Origin of the sequence: Duganella sp. P38, from assembly GCF_050859475.1 — a bacterium.
In the GTDB taxonomy this organism is placed as follows: Bacteria; Pseudomonadota; Gammaproteobacteria; order Burkholderiales; family Burkholderiaceae_D; genus Rugamonas.
The window spans coordinates 278,533-299,141 of record NZ_CP193936.1; the positions used below are offsets into that span (position 1 = coordinate 278,533).

The following is a 20,609-nucleotide window of genomic DNA, read 5'->3' on the forward strand; positions in this document are numbered from 1 at the left end:
TCTATATTTCAAATAATATTGAAACATAGGGCAAATCAGCCCGGCATGGAGCGGATATCGATCAGTTCGGCGGAAGGCAGGGCGCGCTGCACGTCGGCGATGGCGCCCGACAGCGCGGCGCCGGCATTGTCGGCCGGCCGCACAAACTCCAGCACCAGGTAGCCGGCCCGGTTGACGCTCACGAGCGCGTCGTCGCAGCCGCTGGCGGCCAGCTGGCCGGCCAGGGCGTCGTAGTCGCGGCTGGCGGCGGCCAGCCGGTATCTGAGCGTAAAAGCAAATTCCATCATGCACCTCCATCAGCACCTCAGAATAGGCTGACGCTGTTCGCGCCATTTGGCCGAACGCAAGCTGCGGACGAAAAAAGCCCGCATCGCTGCAGGCTTCGTTCCAATGTATTACCTATGCTTCAATCGTACCGGACTCCAAGGCTATCTGCCAGGTGAGGCGGCGTCTCAGGCGCCCATGCTATCTGCGTGGTGCCCCTGACGTGTAAATCGACTAACGTTTTCGGGATTACAACCCCGGCGTCTGCGTCACCTGCGCCATCGAACTTACACAACTCTGGGCGCGGCGCATCGGCCGGACGTGGGACTGTTTGCATGCAAACCTCAACCACGAACGCAGTGTATCACACTTTTTGTGCGGCGCACAAATTTATTTTGCCGCCGCTTCCGTGGTCAGCGGCCGGGGCGCGCGTTGCCGCCGTTCGCGGCCGGCGCGCTCGAATTCGGAAATCACCTGCGCGCCGAACAGCAGCAGCGTGGCGGCGATCTCCAGGCTGAACATGACGATGATGGCGGTCGTCATCGAACCGTACACCACATTCACCTGCGACAGCGTCGAGAAATACCAGACCAGGATGTGCCGCGCGATTTCCCACAGCACCGCCGCCGTCACGCCGCCGATCAGCGCGTGCGACGGCGACAGCCGCCCGACCGGCATCACCAGGTAAATCGACGACAGCACCAGCACCTCGCCGGCAAAGCCCAGCAGGTACAGCAGCACGCCCGATACGCCGTTGAGCGACCAGTCGTAGCCGAACAGGCGCACGCTTTCCTCGCCCATCACCTGCAGGCTGCCCGCCACCAGCGTCACCAGCAGCATGCCGGCGCCCAGCGACAGGATGTAGCAGTAGGGCATGACCGCCGAGATCATGAAGTGCCGCCGCCGTATCGCCACCCGGTGCTTGAAGATCACGCACATGGCATTCTCCAGCACCGTGAAGGCTAGCGAACTGAAGAACAGCATGGTGACCACCAGCACGCCGCCGACCAGGTCGCGGTGCTCCAGGAAATGCGCCACCTCCGCCACGATGGGCTTGGACTGGCCGGGCGGCACCAGATAGTTCAGGTAGCGGCCGACGGCCGACAGCAGCTCGGCCTGGTCGATCACGTGCGACAAGGCCACCACCACCAGCATCAGCAGCGGCACGATCGACAGCAGCGAGTAATACGCCACCGCGCCCGCCAGCAGCAGGCCTTGATTGGCGCGAAAGCCCTTCAGGCATTGCACCGCGAAATCCATGGGATGACCGGCCACATAGGCCAGCGCCCTGCGGTTGAGTAGGTTCATGGCGTCCATTCTAGGCACAGCCCAGCACGCGGTATGTGCGCCTACGTCCAGATAGCGCTTATACTTTGCGGATCCCTTACTGCACTGAAGAAATATGTCGCTCAATTACATCTGGTCCGGATTCTTCCTGGTGGGCTTTCTGGCCGCATTGGCACAGTTCATCTTTCTGGGCGACACGGAAATCTTCAAGCGCATCATCGACGGCACCTTCGACTCGGCGCGCACCGGCGTGATGGACATCGCCCTGCCGCTGGCCGGCGTCATGACCTTATGGCTCGGCATCATGAACATCGGCGAGAAGGCCGGCGCCATCGACCTGCTGGCCAGGCTGATCGCGCCGTTCTTCTCGCGCATCTTCCCCGGCGTGCCGTCCAACCACCCGGCCACCGGCCACATGGTGATGAATTTCTCGGCCAACCTGCTGGGCCTGGACAACGCCGCCACGCCGTTCGGCCTGAAGGCCATGGAGAGCCTGCAAACGCTCAACCCCAACAAGGACGAGCCGACCGACGCGCAGATCATGTTTCTGGTGCTGCACACCTCGGGCCTGACGCTGATTCCGCTGGCCATCATGGCGCAGCGCTCCATCCTCGGCGCGGCCGACCCGTCCGACATTTTCATTCCGTGCATGGTGGCGACCTATGTGGCGACCATGACCGGCATCATCGCCGTCGCCATCCGCCAGCGCATCAACCTGTTCAACCGCGTGGTGGTGGGCTGGCTGGGCGGCATCACCGCCTTCATCGTCGGCGTGGTCTGGTATTTCACCAACTTCCTCACCAAGCCGGAGATCGAGGTGGTGTCCAAGGTGTTCAGCAACTTTGTGCTGATCGCGGTGATCGGCGGCTTCATCATCGGCGCGCTGCGCAAGAAGGTCAATGTCTACGAGGCCTTTATAGAAGGCGCCAAGGGCGGCATCCAGACCTCGATTACGGTGATCCCCTACCTGGTCGGCATGCTGGTGGCGATCAGCGTGATCCGCAACGCCGGCCTGCTGGGCTTTATCGTGCAGGGCTTCAGCTGGCTGTTCAGCTCGCTCGGCTTCAATACCGATTTCGTGCCGGCGCTGCCGACCGCGCTGATGAAGCCGCTGAGCGGCAGCGCCGCCAAGGCCATGATGATCGACACCATGCAAACCTATGGCGTCGATTCCTTCGTCGGCCGCCTCGCCTGCGTGTTCCAGGGTTCGGCCGATACCACTTTCTACATTGTCGCGCTGTACTTCGGCTCGGTCGGCATCCGCAAGACGCGCTATGCGATTTCGTGCGGGCTGATCGCCGATCTGGCCGGCGTGATTGCTGCGATTGCGATTTCCTATGTCTTCTTCTACTAAGCTGTTGCGCGGCGCGCTGGCCGCCGCCTTTCTTGCCGCCAGCGCGGCCCGCGCCGCCCTGCCGGAGCCGGTGGCGCAACTGCTGCAGTCTTCGCATATTCCGCAGCAGGCGGCCGGCGTGCTGGTGCTGCGCGGCGAGCAGGTGCTGGTGTCGCACAACGCGGCGCAGAGCATGTCGCCGGCGTCCACCATGAAGCTGTTCACCACGATGGTGGCGCTGGAGCAGCTGGGGCCGGTGTTTCGCGGCCGCACCGAGTTCCGCAGCAGCGCCGAGGTGGTCAACGGCGTGCTCCAAGGCGACCTGATCCTGCGCGGCGGCGCCGATGCGGATTTCAACGAGGATGCGCTGGCGCATATGTTGCAGGCGCTGCGCAATCAGGGCATACGCCGCATCAAGGGCGATATCGTGGTCGACCGGCTGCTGTTCACGCCGTCGCGGCCCGAGCTGGGGCAGCCGCCGTTCGACGAATATCCGTGGGCGTACTACAACGTCATCCCGAACGCCGCGCTGATCAACACCAATCTGCTGAAGGTGGAAATGCGCTCCAGCGCCGACAAGGTCGAGCTGCTGATGCTGCCGGAGATGGACAAGGTCAGCATCCGCTCGGAAATGCAGCTGACCAATTCCGCTTGCGCCGCCTGGGAAAGCGGCTGGCGCACGCCCAGCTACGAGCGCAAGGGCGACCGGGTGGAAGTCGTGCTGCACGGCGCCTTCCCGAAAGACTGCACCAGGGCCGCCAGCATCAACGTGCTGGACAGCCAGGACTACCTGGCGCGCCTGCTGCTGGCCGAATGGCGCAAGCTCGGCGGCAGCCTCAGCGGCGAAGTGCGCGAGGCGCAAGCGCCGGCCGCGTTGCCGGCCCCGGCGGCCGAAGAAACGCTTGCCGCAGCGCTGCCCGCCAGGCCAGACCGGCTGCTGGCCGAACACGTCTCGCGCTCGCTGCCGGAAATCCTGCGCGACACCAACAAGCAATCCGACAACACGCTGGCGCGCACCATCTTCCTCAGCCTGGGCAGCCTCGAAGCCGATCCCATGCTGGGCAGCAAACCGCTGCCGCCCGACGCCAGCGGCGCCAGCACGCCGATGCGCGCCGAAACCGCCATCCGCAGCTGGCTCCAGCAGCACAATATCGACGGCAACGGCCTGGTGCTGGACAACGGCTCCGGCCTGTCGCGCACCGAACGCGCCACGCCGGCGCAACTGGCCGGCGTGCTGCAGGCCGGCCTGAAAAGCCTGTGGATGCCGGAGTTCCTGGCCAGCCTGCCGATCGCGGCCACCGACGGCACCATGCGCCGGCGCCTGAAGGAAAGTCCCGCCGCCCAGCGCGCGCGGCTGAAAACTGGTAGCCTGAAAGGCGTGATCGCCATCGCCGGGTATGTGCCCGACGCCAACAACCAGCCCTGCATCGTGGTCGCCATCCTCAACGACGAACACGTCGCCAACGGCGCCGGCCGCGCCGTGCTGGACACGCTGGTCGACTGGGTGGCGCGCAACTGAACAGGAGCCAAGATGAAACAACGCGCATTAGGGATGCAAGGCCTGGCCGTCTCCGCCCAAGGCCTGGGGTGCATGGGCATGAGCAATGTCTACGGTGAGGCGGACGAGAGCGAGTCGATCGCCACGCTGCACCGGGCCATCGAACTGGGCATCAACTTTTTCGACACCGCCGAGGTGTACGGGCCATATCACAATGAAGCGCTGCTGGGCCGCGCCTTCAAGGGGCGCCGCAGCGAGGTGGTGCTGGCGACCAAGTTCGGCTTCGACATCCGCGACGGCGTGCGCAATGCCGTCACCAGCGACCCGGCCCACATCCGGGTCGCCGTCGAAGGCTCGCTGCGCCGCCTCGGCACCGACTATATCGACCTGCTGTACCAGCACCGCATCGACCCGAAAGTGCCGATCGAGGACGTGGTTGGCGTCATGGGCGAGCTGGTAAAAGAAGGCAAGGTGCGCTACCTCGGCCTGTCCGAAGCGGGCGTGGCCAATATCCGCCGCGCCCATGCCGTGCATCCAATCAGCGCGCTGCAAAGCGAATACTCGCTGTGGGAGCGCAACCTGGAAGACGACATCATTCCGGTGCTGCGCGAGCTGGGCATCGGCCTGGTGCCTTTCAGCCCGCTTGGTCGGGGCTTCCTGGCCGGCACCGCCAGGCGGGCGGAAGAATATCCGCCGAGCGATTTCCGTCACCAGGACCCGCGCATGCAGGGAGCCAACTTCGACGTCAACATGGCCGCCGCGCAGACGGTGCGCGACCTGGCCGCCGCACGCGGCCTGGCCGCCGGACAGGTGGCGCTGGCGTGGGTGATGCAGCAGGGCGAGGATATTGTGCCGATTCCGGGCACGCGCCGCCGCGGCAACCTCGAACAGAACGCCGCCGCCGCTGACATCGTGCTCACGCCGGAGGAGCTGGCCACGCTGGGCAGCGCGCTGAAAACCATCGCCGGCCCGCGCTACAACGAGGAGCGCATGGCCACCGTCGACCGTTAGTTTCCCTCTCCCCGTCATTGCCGCGCAGGCGGGAATCCATGCTGAGCTGGCTTCGCCGGCGCTCCATGGGTTCCCGCCTGCGCGGGAACGACGGGTGTTGACTGTATTGCGACATTTGTCGCATAATGATGGCAACAGTCGCACACGGAGTATTCCATGGCCCTATCCAAGCTCTTCACCGGCATCGACTTGCTGGCGTTCCAGTTCCTGCTGGCCAGCGCCGGCTGCGTGGCCGCCGGCCTCGGCGTATGGGCCGTGATGACGCTGTGCCGCCGCTGGCTGCCCGGCATCGCCGCGCAGCGCTCGGTGTGGTTGCTGGGCCAATGCACCATCATCGCCGCCTTCCTGCTGATCCTGGCGCCGCAGAGCGAACGCCTGCGCCTGCTGCCGCCGATCGATATCGAAGAATTCGCCGCGCCGCGGCCGCCGGTCACCGCCAGCAACGACAACGCCGTCGCCACCGCAGCCGCGCCGGCCGCCGTAACCAGCGCCACTCCGCGCACCTACCTGGGCTACGCCGCGCAAGCCTGGCTGCTGCTGTACCTCGCCGGCCTGGCCTGGACGCTGCTCCGGCTGCTGCACACCCGCCGCGCGCTGAACGCGCTGGCCACCGCCGGCGACAAAACCAGCGCCCAGCCGATGGACACCTTCGAAGTCGACGCTCCCATTTCGCCGATGCTATTCGGCCTGTTCCGCCCCCGGCTGCTGCTGCCGCGCCACCTGCGCGGCTTCGACGCCGACCAGCGCCAGCTGATCCTCGAACATGAACTGACCCACTGGCGCCGCCGCGACCTGCATTGGGCCAGCGCCGGCATGCTGCTGCAAACGCTGCTCTGGTTTAATCCCTTTATGCGCCTGCTGCGCCGCCAGCTGTCGTGGGCGCAGGAACTGGGCTGCGACCGCGACGTGCTGCAAGGCCGTCCGCCAGCGCAGCGCAAGGCCTACGCCACGGCGCTGGTCGCGCAGCTCAAGCTGCAGCAGACCACCATCGGCGCCGCGCTCGCCTTCGGCAACGCCACGCCCGATACGGTCGCCAGCCGCATCGCCCTGATACGCGACCCGCGCGGCGCCATGCAAAGCCGCTGGGCGCGCATCGCCGCCGTCGCCGCGCTGGCCGGCGTGCTGGCGGTGAGCCTGACGCTGCAACCGTCGCTGGCATCGCAACGCTTCATGCCGCTGTCGTGCACCACGCTGATGGACGCCGCCACCGGCCAGCGCCTACGCCACGACGGCCAGTGCGACACGCGTGTCACGCCCGCCTCCACGTTCAACATCGTGGTCAGTCTGATGGGCTATGACAGCGGCTTCCTGGTCGACCAACATACACCGCTGCTGAAGTACCAGCCCGGCTACGCCGACTGGGTCGACAACTGGCGCACCGATACCGATCCGACCAGCTGGATCATCAACTCGAACGTCTGGTACGCGCAGAAGGTCACCACGCACCTCGGCGCGGCGCGCTTCCAGCGCTATATCAACGACTTCGGTTACGGCAACCGCGATGTCGCCGGCGACGCCGGCAAAAACAACGGCCTGACGATGTCGTGGCTCGCCTCATCGCTGCAGATTTCGCCGGATGAGCAGCTCGACTTCCTGCGCAAGATCGTCAACCGCCAGCTGCCGGTATCGGCCAAGGCCTACGACATGACGGCCCGCGTGCTGCAACCGCAAACGCTGGCCAACGGCTGGACCATCCGCGGCAAGACCGGCACCGCGTCGCCGGTGCTGCCCGATGGCAGCGACGACAACCGGCACCAGTACGGCTGGTACGTCGGCTGGGCCACCAAGGGCCAACGCACCATCGTGTTCGCCCGCATGATGCTCGACGAGCGGCAGGAAACCTATGCCGGTGCGCGCACCAAGCGCGCCTTCCTCAGCGAAGTGGCCACGCAACTCGATACGCTTTAATCCCCAACCAAAGGAGCTTCCCTTGTCTACACTGAGCCGCATGGCATTTGCCATCGCAGCGTGCTGCTGCACGCCCATCGCCGGCGCCGCCGACCTGCAAACCGTGGTCGATCAGGCCATCAAGCCGATCATGAAAGAGCACGACGTGCCGGGCATCGCGGTCGCCGTCATCAACGATGGCAAGCCCGCCTACTTCAGCTACGGCGTGGCCTCGAAGCAGGACGGCACGCCGGTCAGCGAGAACACGCTGTTCGAACTGGGATCGGTCAGCAAGACCTTTACCGCCACCGTGGCCGCGTATGCGCTGGTGCAGGGCAAGCTGTCGCTGGACGACCATCCGAGCCGCTATGTGCCCAAGCTGAAAGGCAGCGCGCTCGATCAGGCCACGGTGCTCCATTTCGGCACCTACACCACCGGCGGCCTGCCGCAGCAGTTTCCGGATGACGTGGCGGACAGCGAGCAGGGCATGCTGGACTACTTCGGCGGCATCAAGCCTAAGGCCGCGCCGGGCGTGGTGCGTGAGTATTCGAATCCGAGTCTGGGCATGTTTGGCCATCTGGCCAGCGTGGCGCTGAAAGCCGATCAGGCGGACGTGCTGGAAAAGCAGATCCTGCCAGGACTGGGCCTCACCAGCACCTATGTGCGCGTGCCTTCCAGCGAAATGTCGCGTTACGCCTGGGGCTACAACTACCAAAACAAACCGGTGCGCATGGGCGCGCAGCTGTTCTCAGTGCAGACCTACGGCGTGCGTTCCAGCAGCGCGGACCTGATCCGCTACGTGCAGGCGAATATCGATCCGGGCCAGCTGGACGCCACGCTGCGCCGCGCGATCGAAGCCACCCATGTGGGCTATTTCCAGATCGGCGGCATGGTGCAGGGACTGGGCTGGGAACAGTACGCGTATCCGGTGTCGCTGGAGACGCTGCAGGCCGGGAACTCCAGCAAAATGAGCCGCGAGCCGAATGCCGTCACGCCGCTGTCGCCACCGAAGCCGGCACCGGCGGCCACCTGGTATAACAAGACCGGCGCCACCGGCGGCTTCAGCTCCTACGTAGCCTTTGTGCCGGAAAAGAAAATCGGCATCGTCATTCTGGCAAACCGCAACTATCCGATCGCGGATCGCCTGAAGGCGGCGCACACCATTCTGTCGTCGCTACAGAATTAATTGCCGTCGGGCGCAGGCGCTGGCGATGGCAGCGCCGGCAGGGGCGTGGTCAGCACGTCCAGCTGGGCGGCCGTCTCCGCGTCCGGCGTGCCGTCGAACAGCGACGGCCGATACTTGGTCTGGAACACCGAGATCACATTGCGCGTCGCCTGATCCAGTTCGCCGGTCTGCGGCACCGCGTAGCCTATCTCCGCCAGCTTGCGCTGGAACCAGAGCACCTCCGGCAGCTGCTCCTGATAGCCCGGCAGGCGCGCGGCCACGCGGCTCGGTTCCGGCCACGGAATCAGGCCGGCATCGGCCAGCTGCTTCCATGGGAACGCGGGGCCCGGGTCCTGCTTGCGCTGCGGCGCGATGTCGTTATGGCCGAGGATATTCCCCGGCGCGATATTGTGACGCCGGACGATATCCTTCAACAGCAAAATCAGCTGGTCGATCTGCGCCTGCTGGAACGGCGCGTAGACGCGGCCCTGCGGCGTCTCCTTGAAACCGGGATTGACGATCTCGATGCCGATCGACGCGGAGTTGAGCTGGTTGTAGATCTTCCAGCTGCTGTAGCCCGCGTGGTTCGACTGGCGCGACTCGTCCACCAGCGTGTAGAAGAACGGCGGATTGGTATCGGTCAGCAGATAGTGCGCGCTGACCGTGCTGCCATGGGCCAGCGTATTGATGGAGCGCGGCAGGTCGCTCACCGTGTAGTGCAGGATCACGTACTTGATGCGATCGCTCTGCGCGCGCGCGGTCAGCGAATGATCGAGGCGCGGTCCTTCGGGCGGCGCCGTGGCGCAACCGGCCAGCAGGGCGGTCAAAGCGAGGAGCGGAACAATTTTCATAAGCGTGTCGGCATCGGGTCAATGGTTGGAGTGTAGAGCAATCCGCGCCGCCGCGTGGTGCGCAAGCGTGTGCCGCTGCGTCAGCGGCACTTCCGGCGGCAGCGCCGCGCGCATGCTGTGCGCGATCAGCGGGTGCAGTTGCGCCGCGCGGCCGCCCAGCACCACCGGGCGGGCGCCATAACGGCGCACCAGCGCCAGCGCGATGCGCGCCAGTTCGGCGCCGGCGCGTTCGAGAATATCGCGCGCCACCGGATCGGCATCCGCGCTGGAAGCGACGGCCAGCGCCAGGGCGCCGATGGCGCCGCGATCCTGGCCGTAGATGAACTGGCGCGACACGGCCCAGTCGCTGCCGCCGATGCGGTCGAACACCGCGCGCGCCATGGCCGATTGCCGCCACGCGCCCGGCTGCTCGTCCTCCTGCCGCCAGATGTGGCGCATGGCTTCGCGCGCGATCCAGAATCCGCCGCCGCCGTCGTCCAGCGTCACGCCGCGGCCGCCGGCGCGGTGAAACTGGTGGCTGGCGTCGATCCACGCGGCGATGGAGCCGGTGCCGGCGTACACCAGATAACCCTGGCCCGGCGCAAAGCTGTCTAGGTAGGCGATTTCGACGTCGTTGCGCATGCCGATGGCGGCCGGCGCGATGTTCAGCGCCTCCGCCAGCAAATGCGCGGCCTGCGTACTGGCGCCGTCAAAGCCGGTCAGGCCGGCGCAAACGCGCACCGGCCGGCCGGCGGCCAGCACCTGCGTCGCCAGCATGGCAAAGATGCCGCGCACCGCGTCGCGCCCGGCGGCGCTGTGCATCTGCGTGGCCGACATGCCGCCCACGCTGCCCTCGGCCACGATAGCGCCGGTGGCGTCGGCCAGCGCCCAGCGGGTCTGCGTACCGCCGGCATCGATGCCCAGACCGAGATCGCCCATCATCAGCTCCGCGCGTTGCCGTTGTAGACGTGAATGCGCTCACTCTCGTTGCCCAGCCGGTCGACCGCGCTGACCACCACCGCCTGCGACGCGCCGCCGGCCGCGTCGTCGGCCAGCAGCAGCACCGGGCGCGAGGCCGGCGCCACGGCAAAGCGCCACTCGTTACCGTAGCGCGACCAGATGGCGTAATGCGACGGCGCCTTGCCGGCGCTGGCGGACAGCTTCAGCGCCACGCCGTTGCTCTCGCGCCGCGCGGACGCTTGCGGCGCCGCCGGCGCGTCGGAACCGAGCCACGGCGTGGCTGGCGTCAGCGCGGCGGTCTGATAAGACTGCGCTTTCAATTGATCGGTGACGCCTTTGCGGTTCTGCATCAGCGGCGCGATCGAGAAGTGCAGGTGGCCGCGTACGCCGCCGCGGCTGCGCGTCACGGCGATCTGCTTGACGATTTCCTCCGGCCCGAAAGCCTTGGCGCTGTTGTCGATGCGGCTGGTGTACAGGCCGGGCCACACATGGCGCGCGCGCGTGTTCTGCGCCAGCCAGTAATCGAGCAGCACATCGAAGGCCTGCGGCGCCTGCGCCACCGGCCAATACAACTGCGGCGCCAGGTAATCGAGCCAGCCGTTTTGCAGCCATAGTTCGGCGTCCGCATACAGCTTGTCGTACTGGCTGAAGCCGATGATGCCGGCCGGGCGGCGATCCGGGCGGCCGATGCCGAACGGGCTGATGCCGAAGCGCACCCACGACTTCTCCTTGCGGATGCCCTTGTACATCGCCTCGATCAGCGCATTGACGTTCTGGCGGCGCCAGTGCGGACGGTCCAGCGTGCCGCCTTCCAGCAGGTAGCGCTGCCACGACGGCTGGTCCGGGAACTCCAGCTCCTGCCGCGCGCCGCCGACGCCGCCGTCCAGCGCCACGCCCTCCGGGCCGGCCGCGTTCGGCGTATCGATCGGATACGGATAGAAGTAATCGTCGATATGCACGCCATCGATGTCATAGCGGCGCACCACGTCCAGCACCACCTCCAGCGTATGCCGCGAGGCGGCGGCCTCGCCCGGGTCCATCCACAGGTAGCGGCCGTAGGACTTGACCAGGTCCGGCTGCCGGCGGCCGATATGGTTGGCGGCCAGCGGCGTCTTGGCCGTCGCATGGCGCGCGCGATAGGGATTGAACCACGCGTGCAGCTCCATGCCGCGCGCGTGCGCCTGCTCGATCCAGAATTGCAGCGGGTCCCACGGCTGCGCCGGCGCGCGGCCCTGCTGGCCGGTGAGGAATTCCGACCACGGCTCCAGCGCCGACGGATAAATCGCATCGGCGCTCGGGCGCACCTGCAGCACGATGGCGTTCAGGTTGAGCGCCTTGGCGCGGTCGAGAATGGCGAGGGCTTCGGCCTGCTGCCTGGCGGTGGACAGGTTGCTGCGGCTCGGCCAATCGATGTTGGCCACGGTCGACACCCAGGCCGCGCGGAATTCGCGCGGCGCCGGCGGCGGCATGCGCGGATCGAACGTGGCCGTGACCGGGCCGCCCGGCGCTGGCCGCGCCGACGGCTCCGGCGGCCGCGGCGATGGCGGCGTCGGGCCGGCTTCCGGACCGGGCGCGGTCGGCGTACTGGAACATCCCTCAAGCAGCGCCGCCACACCAGCCGCCACGCCAGCCGACAAGGTCAGCCGCTTCTTCGCATTAAAAACCAAAACCACTCTCCGAATCAGTAGAGGACGTATTGTAATGGCTATTTCTGACCAAATTCAGCAGGAATCCGCACCCTGGCGGCCATATAAAACGCCGGCAGCGTGGAAATACATGCCCAGATGAAAAAGTGCTGATAACCAAGCTGCTGCTGCACCCAGCCGCTGACCATTCCCGGCAGCATCATGCCCAGCGCCATGAAGCCGGTGCACAGCGCGTAGTGGGCGGTTTTATGCGCGCCGTCGGCCACCATCACCATGTACAGCATAAAGGCGGCAAAGCCGAAACCGTAGCCGAACTGCTCGACGGCAAGGCAGGCCGCGATCAGCACCAGGTCGTCCGGCAGCGCCGTTGCCAGGTAGACAAACACCAGGTCCGGCACGTGCATGATGACCACCATCGGCATCAGCGCGCGCTTGAGGCCGAAGCGCGACACCACCACGCCGCCGGCGATGCCGCCGACCACCAGCGCGCACACGCCGATGGTGCCGTAGACCAGGCCGAAATCCGAGGTACTCAAGCCCAGTCCGCCTTTAGCGCGCGGATCGAGCAGGAACGGCGCCGCCATCTTCAGCAGCTGCGCCTCGCCGAGGCGATACAGCAGCAAAAAGGCCAGCGTGGCGACGATATCTTTCTTGCGGAAAAAACTGGCAAAGGTCTGCACAAAATCCTGCCACAGCGCGCCGCCGGCGCTATGGGCATGATCCTGCGAAGGGCGCGGCAACATCAGCTGATGCCACGCGCACAGCGCCAGGAAGCCGGCCGCCATCAGCGCGAACACCAGCGACCAGGCCTGGGCCGGGTCGCCGGTGGACTGGATCAATTCGCCGGCAAGATAAACCAGGCCGCCCTGGCCGCCGATCATGGCCAGCTTATAAAACGCGCTGCGGACGCCGACAAAGGCGGCCTGCTGCCGCTGCGTGGGCAGGCCCAGCATATAGAAACCATCGGAAGCGATATCATGGGTGGCCGAGCTGAACGCCATCAGCCAGAAAATCACCAGCGTCCAGCGGAAGAAATCGGGCACGTGCAGGGTCAGCGCCACGGCCGCCAGGCCGGCGCCGCCGACCAGCTGCATCAGCACGGTCCAGCGGCGCTTGGTGCCGAACATCTCCACGATGGGCGACCACAGCGGCTTCACCACCCACGGCAGGTACAGCCACGCGGTATAGAACGCCAGATCGGCGTTGGAAATGCCGAGGTTCTTATACATCACGGTGGACAGCATCATCACCGCCACATACGGCACGCCCTGGCTGAAAGACACGCTCGGCACCCACGCCCAGGGATTACGCTGCTGCACCATACAACCTTTCTGCATAAAAGCTCAAGGCAGCCACCATACCCACACCTCTCCCATAACGCAACCGCCCCGGGGTCAGGTCTGACATTCGCACACGGGCTCAACTGCTGCGCAGTTGAGCCCGTGTGCGAATGTCAGACCTGACCCCGGATTGCGGTGCGGAGGTTGCCGGTGTGGCGGTCGAGCAGGGCTTGGGCGGCGCTGGCGGTTTGCTGGTTCAGTAGCATGAGGATGGCGGTTTTGACCTGGTACTGGCAGGCTTCGAGCGCGCCGCGGGCCGCGCCGGCGTCGGCGCCGGTGGCGTGCATCGTGAGCCGGATGGCGCGCTCCGCCAGCTTGGCGTTGCTGGCGCGCAGGTCGACCATCAGGTTGCCGTAGACTTTGTGCAGCCGCACCATCAGCGCGCTCGATAACGTGTTGAGCGCGATTTTCTGCGCGGTGCCGGCTTTCAGCCGCGTGCTGCCGGAGATCACTTCCGGCCCGGTGTCGAGGCAGATGCCGATGTCGGCGCCGCCCAGCAGCGGCGTGCCGCCATTGTTGGCGATGCCGATCGTGAGCGCGCCGACCGCCCGCCCCGCCTGCAAGGCGCCCAGCACGTAGGGCGTGGAGCCGGACGCGGCAATGAGCAGGAGCACGTCGTTGTGGCCCGGACACAGCAGCCGCAGATCGGCGGCGCCGCGGTCGCGGTCGTCCTCGGCGCCTTCGACCGCCGCGAACATCGCGCCCCGGCCGCCAGCCAGCAGCGCCAGCGCGCGCGCCGACGGCCACGAAAACGTCGGCGGCAGTTCGGCGCTGTCGAGCGCGCCCAGCCTGCCCGAGGTGCCGGCGCCGACGTAGATCAGCCGTCCGCCGGCGGCGATGCGCGCGGTCATCGCGTCCACCGCCGCCGCCATGGCTGCCGAGGCCGCCTTGACGGCCTGCGCCGCCTGCGCCTGGTCGTCAAGCAATGCCGCGACCAGGTCCTCCACCGGGTAGAGGTCCAGCTGCGGATGCTGCGTACTCGGCGTCTCGGTCTTGAGCATGGCGGTCAGGTGGCGCGGCGCATCTCCGCGACAAAGTCGTAGTGGTCACTATGGCAATACGAGTGCGTCAGCTCCATCGCCTCGCCGGTGTCGAGGTAGGCGATGCGCGTGATGTACAGCAGCGCCTGCCCCTCGGGCACGCCCAGCTGCGCGGCCAGATCGGCCGAGGCGTTCATCGCGCGGATGTGCTGCAAGGCCCGCGCCGGCGCCTTGTTGATGCCTTCCAGGTACTGGTACAGCGAGTTGCCGACCGCGTTAGGGTCGTTCAGCACCGTCTGCGGCAACACCGACACCTCATACGCCATCACCACGTCGTCGGCCGGGCGCAGCCGCTCCAGCCGCGCCACCTTGGAGTACGGCGACAGGCCCAGGCTCAGCTGTTCTTCCGGCGTCGGCGTGACGATCGCCCGCTTCAGCCAGCGCGAGCCGGGAATGTGGCCGCGCTGCTGTAATTGCTCCGAGAAACTGGTGAGGTTGGACAGCGGCTGCTCGATGCGCGGCGCGATATAGTTGCCCGAACCGCGCCGGCGCACCACCAGCCCCTGGTCCACCAGCTGGTCGATGGCCTTGCGCGCGGTCACCCGGGAAACGTTTAACAGCTCCGACAGGGTCCGTTCGGACGGCAGCGCCTGATCCACCTGATAGCGGCCATTGAGCACATCATCGCTCAACTTGCGGGCAATTTGCATGTACAACGGCGAACTGTCGTTGGCATCCGCCTTGAATTCAAAACTGGTCTGGCTCATTCGATTCTCCTCACGCCTCTAGTGTAATAGCGATGCGGAAAACGGTGTGCGCCGGATGCGATGGGAATCAACAATATTTCTACATCTAGCGTAACGCCGGACGCGGCGAAACCGCCGGTTTGGCGGATAATGCGGGGTTTGCACCACCAGCCCAGACTGTTCCAGACCATGTCCAAGAAGTCCACCGCGCCCGCCGGCTGCCCCTGCGGCGGCCCCGCGCTTGCCACCTGCTGCGGCCCGTACATCGACGGTTCCGCCATCGCGCCGACCGCCGAGGCGCTGATGCGCTCGCGCTATACCGCCTACGGCCAGCGCAACGAGCCTTACCTGCTGGCCACCTGGCACGCCAGCACCCGCCCCGCCGAGCCGATCATGAGCGACGAGGAAAAGGTGCAATGGCTGGGACTTGAGGTAAAATCCGCTTTACGTTTACGTCAACGTAAAGCGGATGAAGCCGACCCGGCCAGGGACACGGTGGAATTCGTCGCCCGGTTCAAGATCAATGGCCGGGCCCAGCGCCTGCACGAGATCAGCAACTTTGTCCGCGAACCGGCAGAAACAGGAGACCTGCGCTGGTTTTACGTTGACGGTAGTTTTCCAGAATAGACCGACAAAGGAAACACCATGCCGCACATCGAAAGCAAGCTCAATCCTCGCAGCGAGGAGTTCAAGGCCAACGCCGCCGCCATGCAGGCCGTCGTCGACGACTTGCGCGACAAGATCGCCCGGATCGCCGAGGGCGGCGGCGAGGCGGCGTCGGCCAGGCACGTGGCGCGCGGCAAGCTGCTGCCGCGCGACCGCGTGCAGATGCTGCTCGATCCCGGCACGCCCTTCCTCGAACTGTCGCAGATGGCGGCCTACGGCATGTACGACGATGCGGCGCCGGCCGCCGGCATCATCACCGGCATCGGCCGCGTGGCCGGGCAGGAGTGCGTGATCGTCTGCAATGACGCCACCGTCAAGGGCGGCACTTATTATCCGATGACGGTGAAAAAACACCTGCGCGCGCAGGAAATCGCCGACCAGAACAGGCTGCCGTGCATTTACCTGGTCGATTCGGGCGGCGCCAACCTGCCGAACCAGGATGAGGTGTTCCCGGACCGCGACCACTTCGGCCGCATCTTCTACAACCAGGCCAACCTGTCGGCCAAGGGCATCCCGCAGATCGCGGTGGTGATGGGTTCCTGCACCGCCGGCGGCGCCTATGTGCCGGCGATGAGCGACGAGTCGATCATCGTCAAGGAGCAGGGCACCATCTTCCTCGGCGGCCCGCCGCTGGTGAAGGCCGCCACCGGCGAGGTGGTGACGGCCGAGGACCTCGGCGGCGGCGATGTGCACACCCGCCTGTCCGGCGTGGCCGACCATCTGGCGCAGAACGACCTGCACGCGCTGTCGCTGGCCCGCACCATCGTCTCGAATCTGAACCGCACCAAGCCGCGGCAGGGCGCGTTGCGCGAGCCGGTGGAGCCGCTGCATGCGGCCGCCGAGCTGTATGGCGTGATCCCGGTCGATACCCGCAAGCCCTTCGATGTGCGCGAGGTGATCGCCCGCATCGTCGACGGCAGCGAGTTCGATGAGTTCAAGGCGCGCTACGGCACCACGCTGGTGTGCGGCTTCGCGCATATCTTCGGCATCAAGGTCGGCATCATCGCCAACAACGGCATCCTGTTCTCCGAGTCGGCGCTGAAAGGCGCGCACTTCATCGAGCTGTGCGCGCAGCGCAAGATCCCGCTGGTGTTCCTGCAGAATATCACCGGCTTCATGGTCGGCCGCAAGTACGAGAACGAAGGCATCGCCCGCAACGGCGCCAAGATGGTGACGGCGGTGGCCACGGCCAGGGTGCCCAAGTTCACCGTCATCATCGGCGGCAGCTTCGGCGCCGGCAACTACGGCATGTGCGGCCGCGCGTTCTCGCCGCGCTTCATGTGGATGTGGCCCAACGCGCGCATTTCGGTGATGGGCGGCGACCAGGCGGCGTCGGTGCTGGCGACCGTCAAGCGCGACGGCATCGAGGCCAGGGGCGGCGCCTGGTCGGCCGACGAGGAGGCCGCGTTCAAGCAGCCGATCAAGGAGCAGTACGAGCACCAGGGCCACCCGTACTACGCCACCGCGCGCCTGTGGGACGACGGCGTCATCGATCCGGCCGATACCCGCATGGTGCTCGGCCTGGGCCTGTCGGCCGCGCTGAATGCGGAAATCGAAGACACCAGGTTCGGCGTCTTCCGCATGTAAGGAGCGATCAGATGAGCTATACCACGCTGACCATCACGCGCGAAGCGCATGTCGCCACCGTCACGCTGAACCGCCCGGACGTGCGCAACGCCTTCAACGAAACCGCCATCGCCGAAATTAAGCGCGCCTTCAGTGAACTCGGCGATGATGCCGCCCTGCGCGCGATTGTGCTGGCGGCCAACGGCCCGGCCTTCTGCGCCGGCGCGGACCTGAACTGGATGAAGAAAATGGCGGGCTACACGCACGCCGAAAACCACGCCGACGCGCTGCAGCTGGCCGGGATGCTGCGCGCGATTTACCTCTGCCCCAAGCCGGTGGTGGCCAGGGTGCAGGGCGATTGCTACGCCGGCGGCATGGGCCTGGTGGCAGCGTGCGACATCGTCGTCGCGGTGGAGGAGGCCAGCTTTTGCCTGAGCGAGGTGAAACTCGGCCTGATTCCGGCGACGATTTCGCCGTACGTGATCAAGGCCATGGGCGAGCAGGCCGCGCGCCGCTACTTCCTGAGCGCCGAGCGCTTCGGCGCGCGGGAAGCGCTGCGCATCGGCTTCGCGCATGAAGTGGTCGGCGCCGATGCACTCGATGCCAAAGTGGCGGAGATAGTGAAGGCGCTGGTCAACAACAGCCCGTACGCCGTGCAGCAGGCCAAGGTGCTGGTGCGCGAGGTGAGCGGGCAGGCGGTGAGCGATGCGCTGCTGGCCGATACGGCCGAACGCATCGCGCAAATCCGCGCCTCCGGCGAGGGGCGCGAAGGCGTGGCTTCCTTCCTTGAGAAGCGCAAGCCCGCGTGGCTGAATAGTTAACCGTCGCCCCGCGCAGGCGGGGACCCATGCCGAGTGTCAGCGCATACTCAGCATGGATCCCCGCCTGCGCGGGGACGACGACATAGGAGCAATTTTGGAATTGAATAAACAAAGCGACTGGGTAGCACGCAGCCTGCGCAGCGTATGGCATCCCTGCACCCAGATGCAGCATCACGAAACCATTCCCCTGATCCCCGTCAGCCGGGGCAAGGGCGCATGGCTGTACGACCATGAAGGCCGCCGCTACCTGGACGCGATCAGCTCCTGGTGGGTGAACCTGTTCGGCCACGCCAACCCGCGCATCAACGCCGCGCTGAAAGACCAGCTGGACACGCTGGAACACGCCATGCTGGCCGGCTTCACGCACGAGCCGGTGATCGAACTGTCGGAGAAGCTGTCGGCGCTCACCGGCCATGTGCTGGGCCACAGCTTCTACGCCAGCGACGGCGCATCGGCCGTTGAAATCGCACTGAAAATGAGCTTCCACTCGTGGCGCAACAACGGCCACGCCGGCAAGCAGGAATTCGTCTGCCTCAAAGGCAGCTACCACGGCGAAACCATCGGCGCGCTGGCCGTCACCGACGTCGCCCTGTTCAAGGACGCCTACGGCCCGCTGCTGCGCGCCTCGCAGACCGTGATGTCGCCCGACGCGCGCGCCGCCGCGCAAGGCGAAACGGCGCAGGACGTGGCGCGCCGCGCCGCCGCCGATGTCGAGCGCCTGTTCATCCAGCGCGGCGACCAGATCGCCGCCATCATCATCGAACCGCTGGTGCAATGCGCCACCGGCATGGCGATGCACGATCCGCTGTACCTGCAACTGGTGCGCGCGCTGTGCGACCAGCACAAGGTGCACCTGATCCTCGACGAAATCGCCGTCGGCTGCGGCCGCACCGGCACCTTCTTCGCCTGCGAGCAGGCCGGCGTGTGGCCGGACTTCCTGTGCCTGTCGAAAGGCATCAGCGGCGGCTATCTGCCGCTGTCGCTGGTGATGACGCGCGACGACATCTACCAGGCCTTTTACAGCAGCGACGTTACGCGCGGCTTCCTGCATTCGCACTCGTACACCGGCAACCCGCTGGCCTGCCGCGCCGCCCTGGCGACGCTGCAAATCTTCGAGGAAGACGATGTGCTCAACGCCAACCGCGCCAAAGCCGAACGCCTGACCCGGGCCCTGCAACCGCTGGCGCAGCACGAACAAGTGCGCCACTTCCGCCAGCGCGGCATGATCTGGGCCTTCGACGCCGTCGGGGCGCCGAAGGACTTCGCGCGCCGCTTCTTTGCCACCGCCACCGAGCACGAACTGCTGATGCGCCCCATCGGCGCCACCGTCTACATGATGCCGCCGTATATCCTCAGCGATGAGGAAATCGACGGCCTGGCCGCCAACACGCTGGCCGTGTTCAACCAGGTCATGGCGGGCTGACGATGGAACTGCTGAACCAACTCCGCCAGCAGCTGCAAGCGCTGGACGAGCGGCAGCTGATCCGCAAGCGCCGCACGGTGGAGACGCCGTGCGGGCCGCGCGTCACCGTCGACGGCCGCGAACTGCTGGCCTTCTGCAGCAACGACTACCTCGGCCTGGCCAACCACGGCAAGATCAAGCTGGCGCTGCAAGAGGGCGCGGCGATCTACGGCGCTGGCAGCGGCGCCTCGCACCTGATCAGCGGCCATGGCCGCGCCCACGCCCGGCTGGAGGAGCGGCTGGCGCAATTCGTCGGCGACCACCTGGAGGCGCCGCGCGCCATCAGTTTCTGCACCGGCTACATGGCCAACCTGGCCGTCATCACCGGCCTGACCGCGCATGACCGCGACGCCGAGATTTTTCCGAGGCGCTCAACCACGCCTCGCTGATCGACGGCGTGCGCCTGTCGCGCGCCAGGGCCCATGTCTACCCGCATGCCGACCTGCCGGCGCTGGCAGCGCTGCTCAAGGCCAGCAACGCCGCTACCAAGGTGGTAGTCACCGACAGCGTGTTCAGCATGGATGGCAACCTGGCGCCGCTGCCGCAACTGCTGGCGCTGTGCGAGCAGCACAATGCCTGGCTGGTGGTGGACGACGCCCACGGCTTCGGCACGCTGGGCGATCAGGGCCACGGGGCGCTGCAACACTTCAAGCTGCGCTCTCCTTATCTGGTCTATATGGGCACCTTCGGCAAGGCGGCCGGCGTGGGCGGCGCTTTCGTCGCCGCGCATGAGACGGTGATCGAAACGCTGATCCAGAAATCGCGCCCGTATATTTTCACCACCGCCGCGCCGCCGGCGCTGGCGCATGCGCTGCTGGCCAGCCTCGACCTGCTGGAAGGCGGCGAAGGCGCCACACGGCGCGCACACTTGCAGGCATTGGTGGCACAATTAGACGATGGCCTGCGCCTGGAGCGCTGGCGGCGCCTGCCGTCGAAGACGGCGATCCAGCCCATCCTGATCGGCGATAATGGCGAAACCATGCGCGCCGGCGCCGCCCTCTACCAGCAGGGGCTGTGGGTCGGCGCCATCCGTCCGCCGACCGTGGCGCCGGGCACCGCGCGGCTGCGCGTCACGCTGTCGGCCGGCCACACCAGCGCGGAAGTAGCAACTTTAACCGCAGCGCTCAATGCATTGGAAAGGACTTGA

At 66.4% G+C, this 20,609-nt stretch carries 17 protein-coding genes and 1 pseudogene; 10 read left to right on the top strand and 8 right to left on the bottom strand.

The features are described from left to right. Positions 1 to 35: 35 nt before the first annotated feature. Both ACRQ5J_RS01215 and ACRQ5J_RS01220 read right to left on the bottom strand, forming a co-directional pair. On the bottom strand, positions 36 to 284 hold the full coding sequence (locus ACRQ5J_RS01215) for a hypothetical protein (protein WP_432380781.1): 249 nt from the start codon (positions 282 to 284) through the stop codon (positions 36 to 38). A gap of 370 nt (positions 285 to 654) precedes the next feature. After that, the gene (locus ACRQ5J_RS01220) at positions 655 to 1,572 is read right to left on the bottom strand and encodes a YihY/virulence factor BrkB family protein (protein ID WP_432380782.1); all 918 of its coding nucleotides are present in this window, start codon (positions 1,570 to 1,572) and stop codon (positions 655 to 657) included. Positions 1,573 to 1,666: 94 nt separating this feature from the next. On the opposite strand from ACRQ5J_RS01220, the gene ACRQ5J_RS01225 reads away from it, so the two are divergent. From ACRQ5J_RS01225 to ampC, 5 genes are all read left to right on the top strand, one after another. Beyond that, complete coding sequence (locus tag ACRQ5J_RS01225; RefSeq protein WP_432380783.1) at positions 1,667 to 2,905, top strand: nucleoside recognition domain-containing protein; 1,239 nt, start codon at positions 1,667 to 1,669, stop codon at positions 2,903 to 2,905. Beyond that, positions 2,889 to 4,403, top strand: a complete 1,515-nt coding sequence (dacB, locus tag ACRQ5J_RS01230) for a D-alanyl-D-alanine carboxypeptidase/D-alanyl-D-alanine endopeptidase (protein WP_432380784.1) — start codon at positions 2,889 to 2,891, stop codon at positions 4,401 to 4,403. Before ACRQ5J_RS01225 ends, dacB begins: the two co-directional genes overlap by 17 nt. A gap of 12 nt (positions 4,404 to 4,415) precedes the next feature. Beyond that, positions 4,416 to 5,393, top strand: coding sequence for an aldo/keto reductase (locus ACRQ5J_RS01235; protein ID WP_432380785.1), 978 nt, complete (start codon positions 4,416 to 4,418; stop codon positions 5,391 to 5,393). 156 nt (positions 5,394 to 5,549) lie between these two features. Next, positions 5,550 to 7,301 carry a class D beta-lactamase gene (blaOXA, locus tag ACRQ5J_RS01240; protein ID WP_432380786.1) on the top strand — a complete coding sequence of 584 codons (1,752 nt, stop codon included), beginning with the start codon at positions 5,550 to 5,552 and terminating at the stop codon, positions 7,299 to 7,301. 40 nt (positions 7,302 to 7,341) lie between these two features. Continuing rightward, the gene (gene ampC, locus ACRQ5J_RS01245; protein WP_432383563.1) at positions 7,342 to 8,466 is read left to right on the top strand and encodes a class C beta-lactamase; all 1,125 of its coding nucleotides are present in this window, start codon (positions 7,342 to 7,344) and stop codon (positions 8,464 to 8,466) included. Here the strand turns inward: ampC and ACRQ5J_RS01250 are convergent. From ACRQ5J_RS01250 to ACRQ5J_RS01275, 6 genes are all read right to left on the bottom strand, one after another. Continuing rightward, positions 8,463 to 9,296, bottom strand: coding sequence for an N-acetylmuramoyl-L-alanine amidase (locus ACRQ5J_RS01250; RefSeq protein ID WP_432380787.1), 834 nt, complete (start codon positions 9,294 to 9,296; stop codon positions 8,463 to 8,465). The two genes, ampC and ACRQ5J_RS01250, sit on opposite strands and share 4 nt — an antisense overlap. A gap of 18 nt (positions 9,297 to 9,314) precedes the next feature. Next, positions 9,315 to 10,214 (bottom strand): N-acetylglucosamine kinase, encoded by a 900-nt coding sequence (locus tag ACRQ5J_RS01255; protein ID WP_432380788.1) that lies wholly within the window; start codon positions 10,212 to 10,214, stop codon positions 9,315 to 9,317. Positions 10,215 to 10,216: 2 nt separating this feature from the next. Further along, a complete protein-coding gene (locus tag ACRQ5J_RS01260) occupies positions 10,217 to 11,908 on the bottom strand; it encodes a glycoside hydrolase family 10 protein (RefSeq protein ID WP_432380789.1) in 1,692 nt (563 codons plus the stop codon). A gap of 32 nt (positions 11,909 to 11,940) precedes the next feature. After that, on the bottom strand, positions 11,941 to 13,218 hold the full coding sequence (locus ACRQ5J_RS01265) for an MFS transporter (protein ID WP_432380790.1): 1,278 nt from the start codon (positions 13,216 to 13,218) through the stop codon (positions 11,941 to 11,943). 116 nt (positions 13,219 to 13,334) lie between these two features. After that, the gene (locus tag ACRQ5J_RS01270) at positions 13,335 to 14,222 is read right to left on the bottom strand and encodes an N-acetylmuramic acid 6-phosphate etherase (protein WP_432380791.1); all 888 of its coding nucleotides are present in this window, start codon (positions 14,220 to 14,222) and stop codon (positions 13,335 to 13,337) included. Positions 14,223 to 14,227: 5 nt separating this feature from the next. After that, a complete protein-coding gene (locus ACRQ5J_RS01275; protein WP_432380792.1) occupies positions 14,228 to 14,968 on the bottom strand; it encodes a GntR family transcriptional regulator in 741 nt (246 codons plus the stop codon). Between the two features lie 168 nt (positions 14,969 to 15,136). Between ACRQ5J_RS01275 and ACRQ5J_RS01280 the strand changes: the two genes are divergently transcribed. The 5 genes and pseudogenes from ACRQ5J_RS01280 (at position 15,137) to bioF (ending at position 20,609) form a co-directional block, all read left to right on the top strand. Beyond that, complete coding sequence (locus ACRQ5J_RS01280) at positions 15,137 to 15,574, top strand: YchJ family protein (RefSeq protein WP_432380793.1); 438 nt, start codon at positions 15,137 to 15,139, stop codon at positions 15,572 to 15,574. Between the two features lie 18 nt (positions 15,575 to 15,592). Continuing rightward, positions 15,593 to 17,200 carry a carboxyl transferase domain-containing protein gene (locus ACRQ5J_RS01285; protein WP_432380794.1) on the top strand — a complete coding sequence of 536 codons (1,608 nt, stop codon included), beginning with the start codon at positions 15,593 to 15,595 and terminating at the stop codon, positions 17,198 to 17,200. A gap of 11 nt (positions 17,201 to 17,211) precedes the next feature. Beyond that, positions 17,212 to 18,000, top strand: coding sequence for an enoyl-CoA hydratase/isomerase family protein (locus tag ACRQ5J_RS01290; RefSeq protein WP_432380795.1), 789 nt, complete (start codon positions 17,212 to 17,214; stop codon positions 17,998 to 18,000). A gap of 94 nt (positions 18,001 to 18,094) precedes the next feature. Then, positions 18,095 to 19,423, top strand: a complete 1,329-nt coding sequence (gene bioA / locus ACRQ5J_RS01295) for an adenosylmethionine--8-amino-7-oxononanoate transaminase (protein WP_432380796.1) — start codon at positions 18,095 to 18,097, stop codon at positions 19,421 to 19,423. 2 nt (positions 19,424 to 19,425) lie between these two features. Continuing rightward, positions 19,426 to 20,609: pseudogene (gene bioF, locus ACRQ5J_RS01300) on the top strand (8-amino-7-oxononanoate synthase).

What these genes read in the sequence shown, in the direction of transcription:
- ACRQ5J_RS01285 (WP_432380794.1), top strand. Translation starts at nt 15,593, where the DNA reads ATGCCGCACATCGAAAGCAAGCTCAATCCTCGCAGCGAGGAGTTCAAG.
- ACRQ5J_RS01215 (WP_432380781.1), bottom strand. Translation starts at nt 284, where the DNA reads ATGGAATTTGCTTTTACGCTCAGATACCGGCTGGCCGCCGCCAGCCGC.
- ACRQ5J_RS01265 (WP_432380790.1), bottom strand. Translation starts at nt 13,218, where the DNA reads ATGCAGAAAGGTTGTATGGTGCAGCAGCGTAATCCCTGGGCGTGGGTG.
- ampC (WP_432383563.1), top strand. Translation starts at nt 7,342, where the DNA reads ATGGCATTTGCCATCGCAGCGTGCTGCTGCACGCCCATCGCCGGCGCC.
- ACRQ5J_RS01280 (WP_432380793.1), top strand. Translation starts at nt 15,137, where the DNA reads ATGTCCAAGAAGTCCACCGCGCCCGCCGGCTGCCCCTGCGGCGGCCCC.
- blaOXA (WP_432380786.1), top strand. Translation starts at nt 5,550, where the DNA reads ATGGCCCTATCCAAGCTCTTCACCGGCATCGACTTGCTGGCGTTCCAG.
- ACRQ5J_RS01255 (WP_432380788.1), bottom strand. Translation starts at nt 10,214, where the DNA reads ATGGGCGATCTCGGTCTGGGCATCGATGCCGGCGGTACGCAGACCCGC.
- dacB (WP_432380784.1), top strand. Translation starts at nt 2,889, where the DNA reads ATGTCTTCTTCTACTAAGCTGTTGCGCGGCGCGCTGGCCGCCGCCTTT.
- ACRQ5J_RS01270 (WP_432380791.1), bottom strand. Translation starts at nt 14,222, where the DNA reads ATGCTCAAGACCGAGACGCCGAGTACGCAGCATCCGCAGCTGGACCTC.
- ACRQ5J_RS01290 (WP_432380795.1), top strand. Translation starts at nt 17,212, where the DNA reads ATGAGCTATACCACGCTGACCATCACGCGCGAAGCGCATGTCGCCACC.
- ACRQ5J_RS01275 (WP_432380792.1), bottom strand. Translation starts at nt 14,968, where the DNA reads ATGAGCCAGACCAGTTTTGAATTCAAGGCGGATGCCAACGACAGTTCG.
- ACRQ5J_RS01225 (WP_432380783.1), top strand. Translation starts at nt 1,667, where the DNA reads ATGTCGCTCAATTACATCTGGTCCGGATTCTTCCTGGTGGGCTTTCTG.
- ACRQ5J_RS01235 (WP_432380785.1), top strand. Translation starts at nt 4,416, where the DNA reads ATGAAACAACGCGCATTAGGGATGCAAGGCCTGGCCGTCTCCGCCCAA.
- ACRQ5J_RS01220 (WP_432380782.1), bottom strand. Translation starts at nt 1,572, where the DNA reads ATGAACCTACTCAACCGCAGGGCGCTGGCCTATGTGGCCGGTCATCCC.
- ACRQ5J_RS01250 (WP_432380787.1), bottom strand. Translation starts at nt 9,296, where the DNA reads ATGAAAATTGTTCCGCTCCTCGCTTTGACCGCCCTGCTGGCCGGTTGC.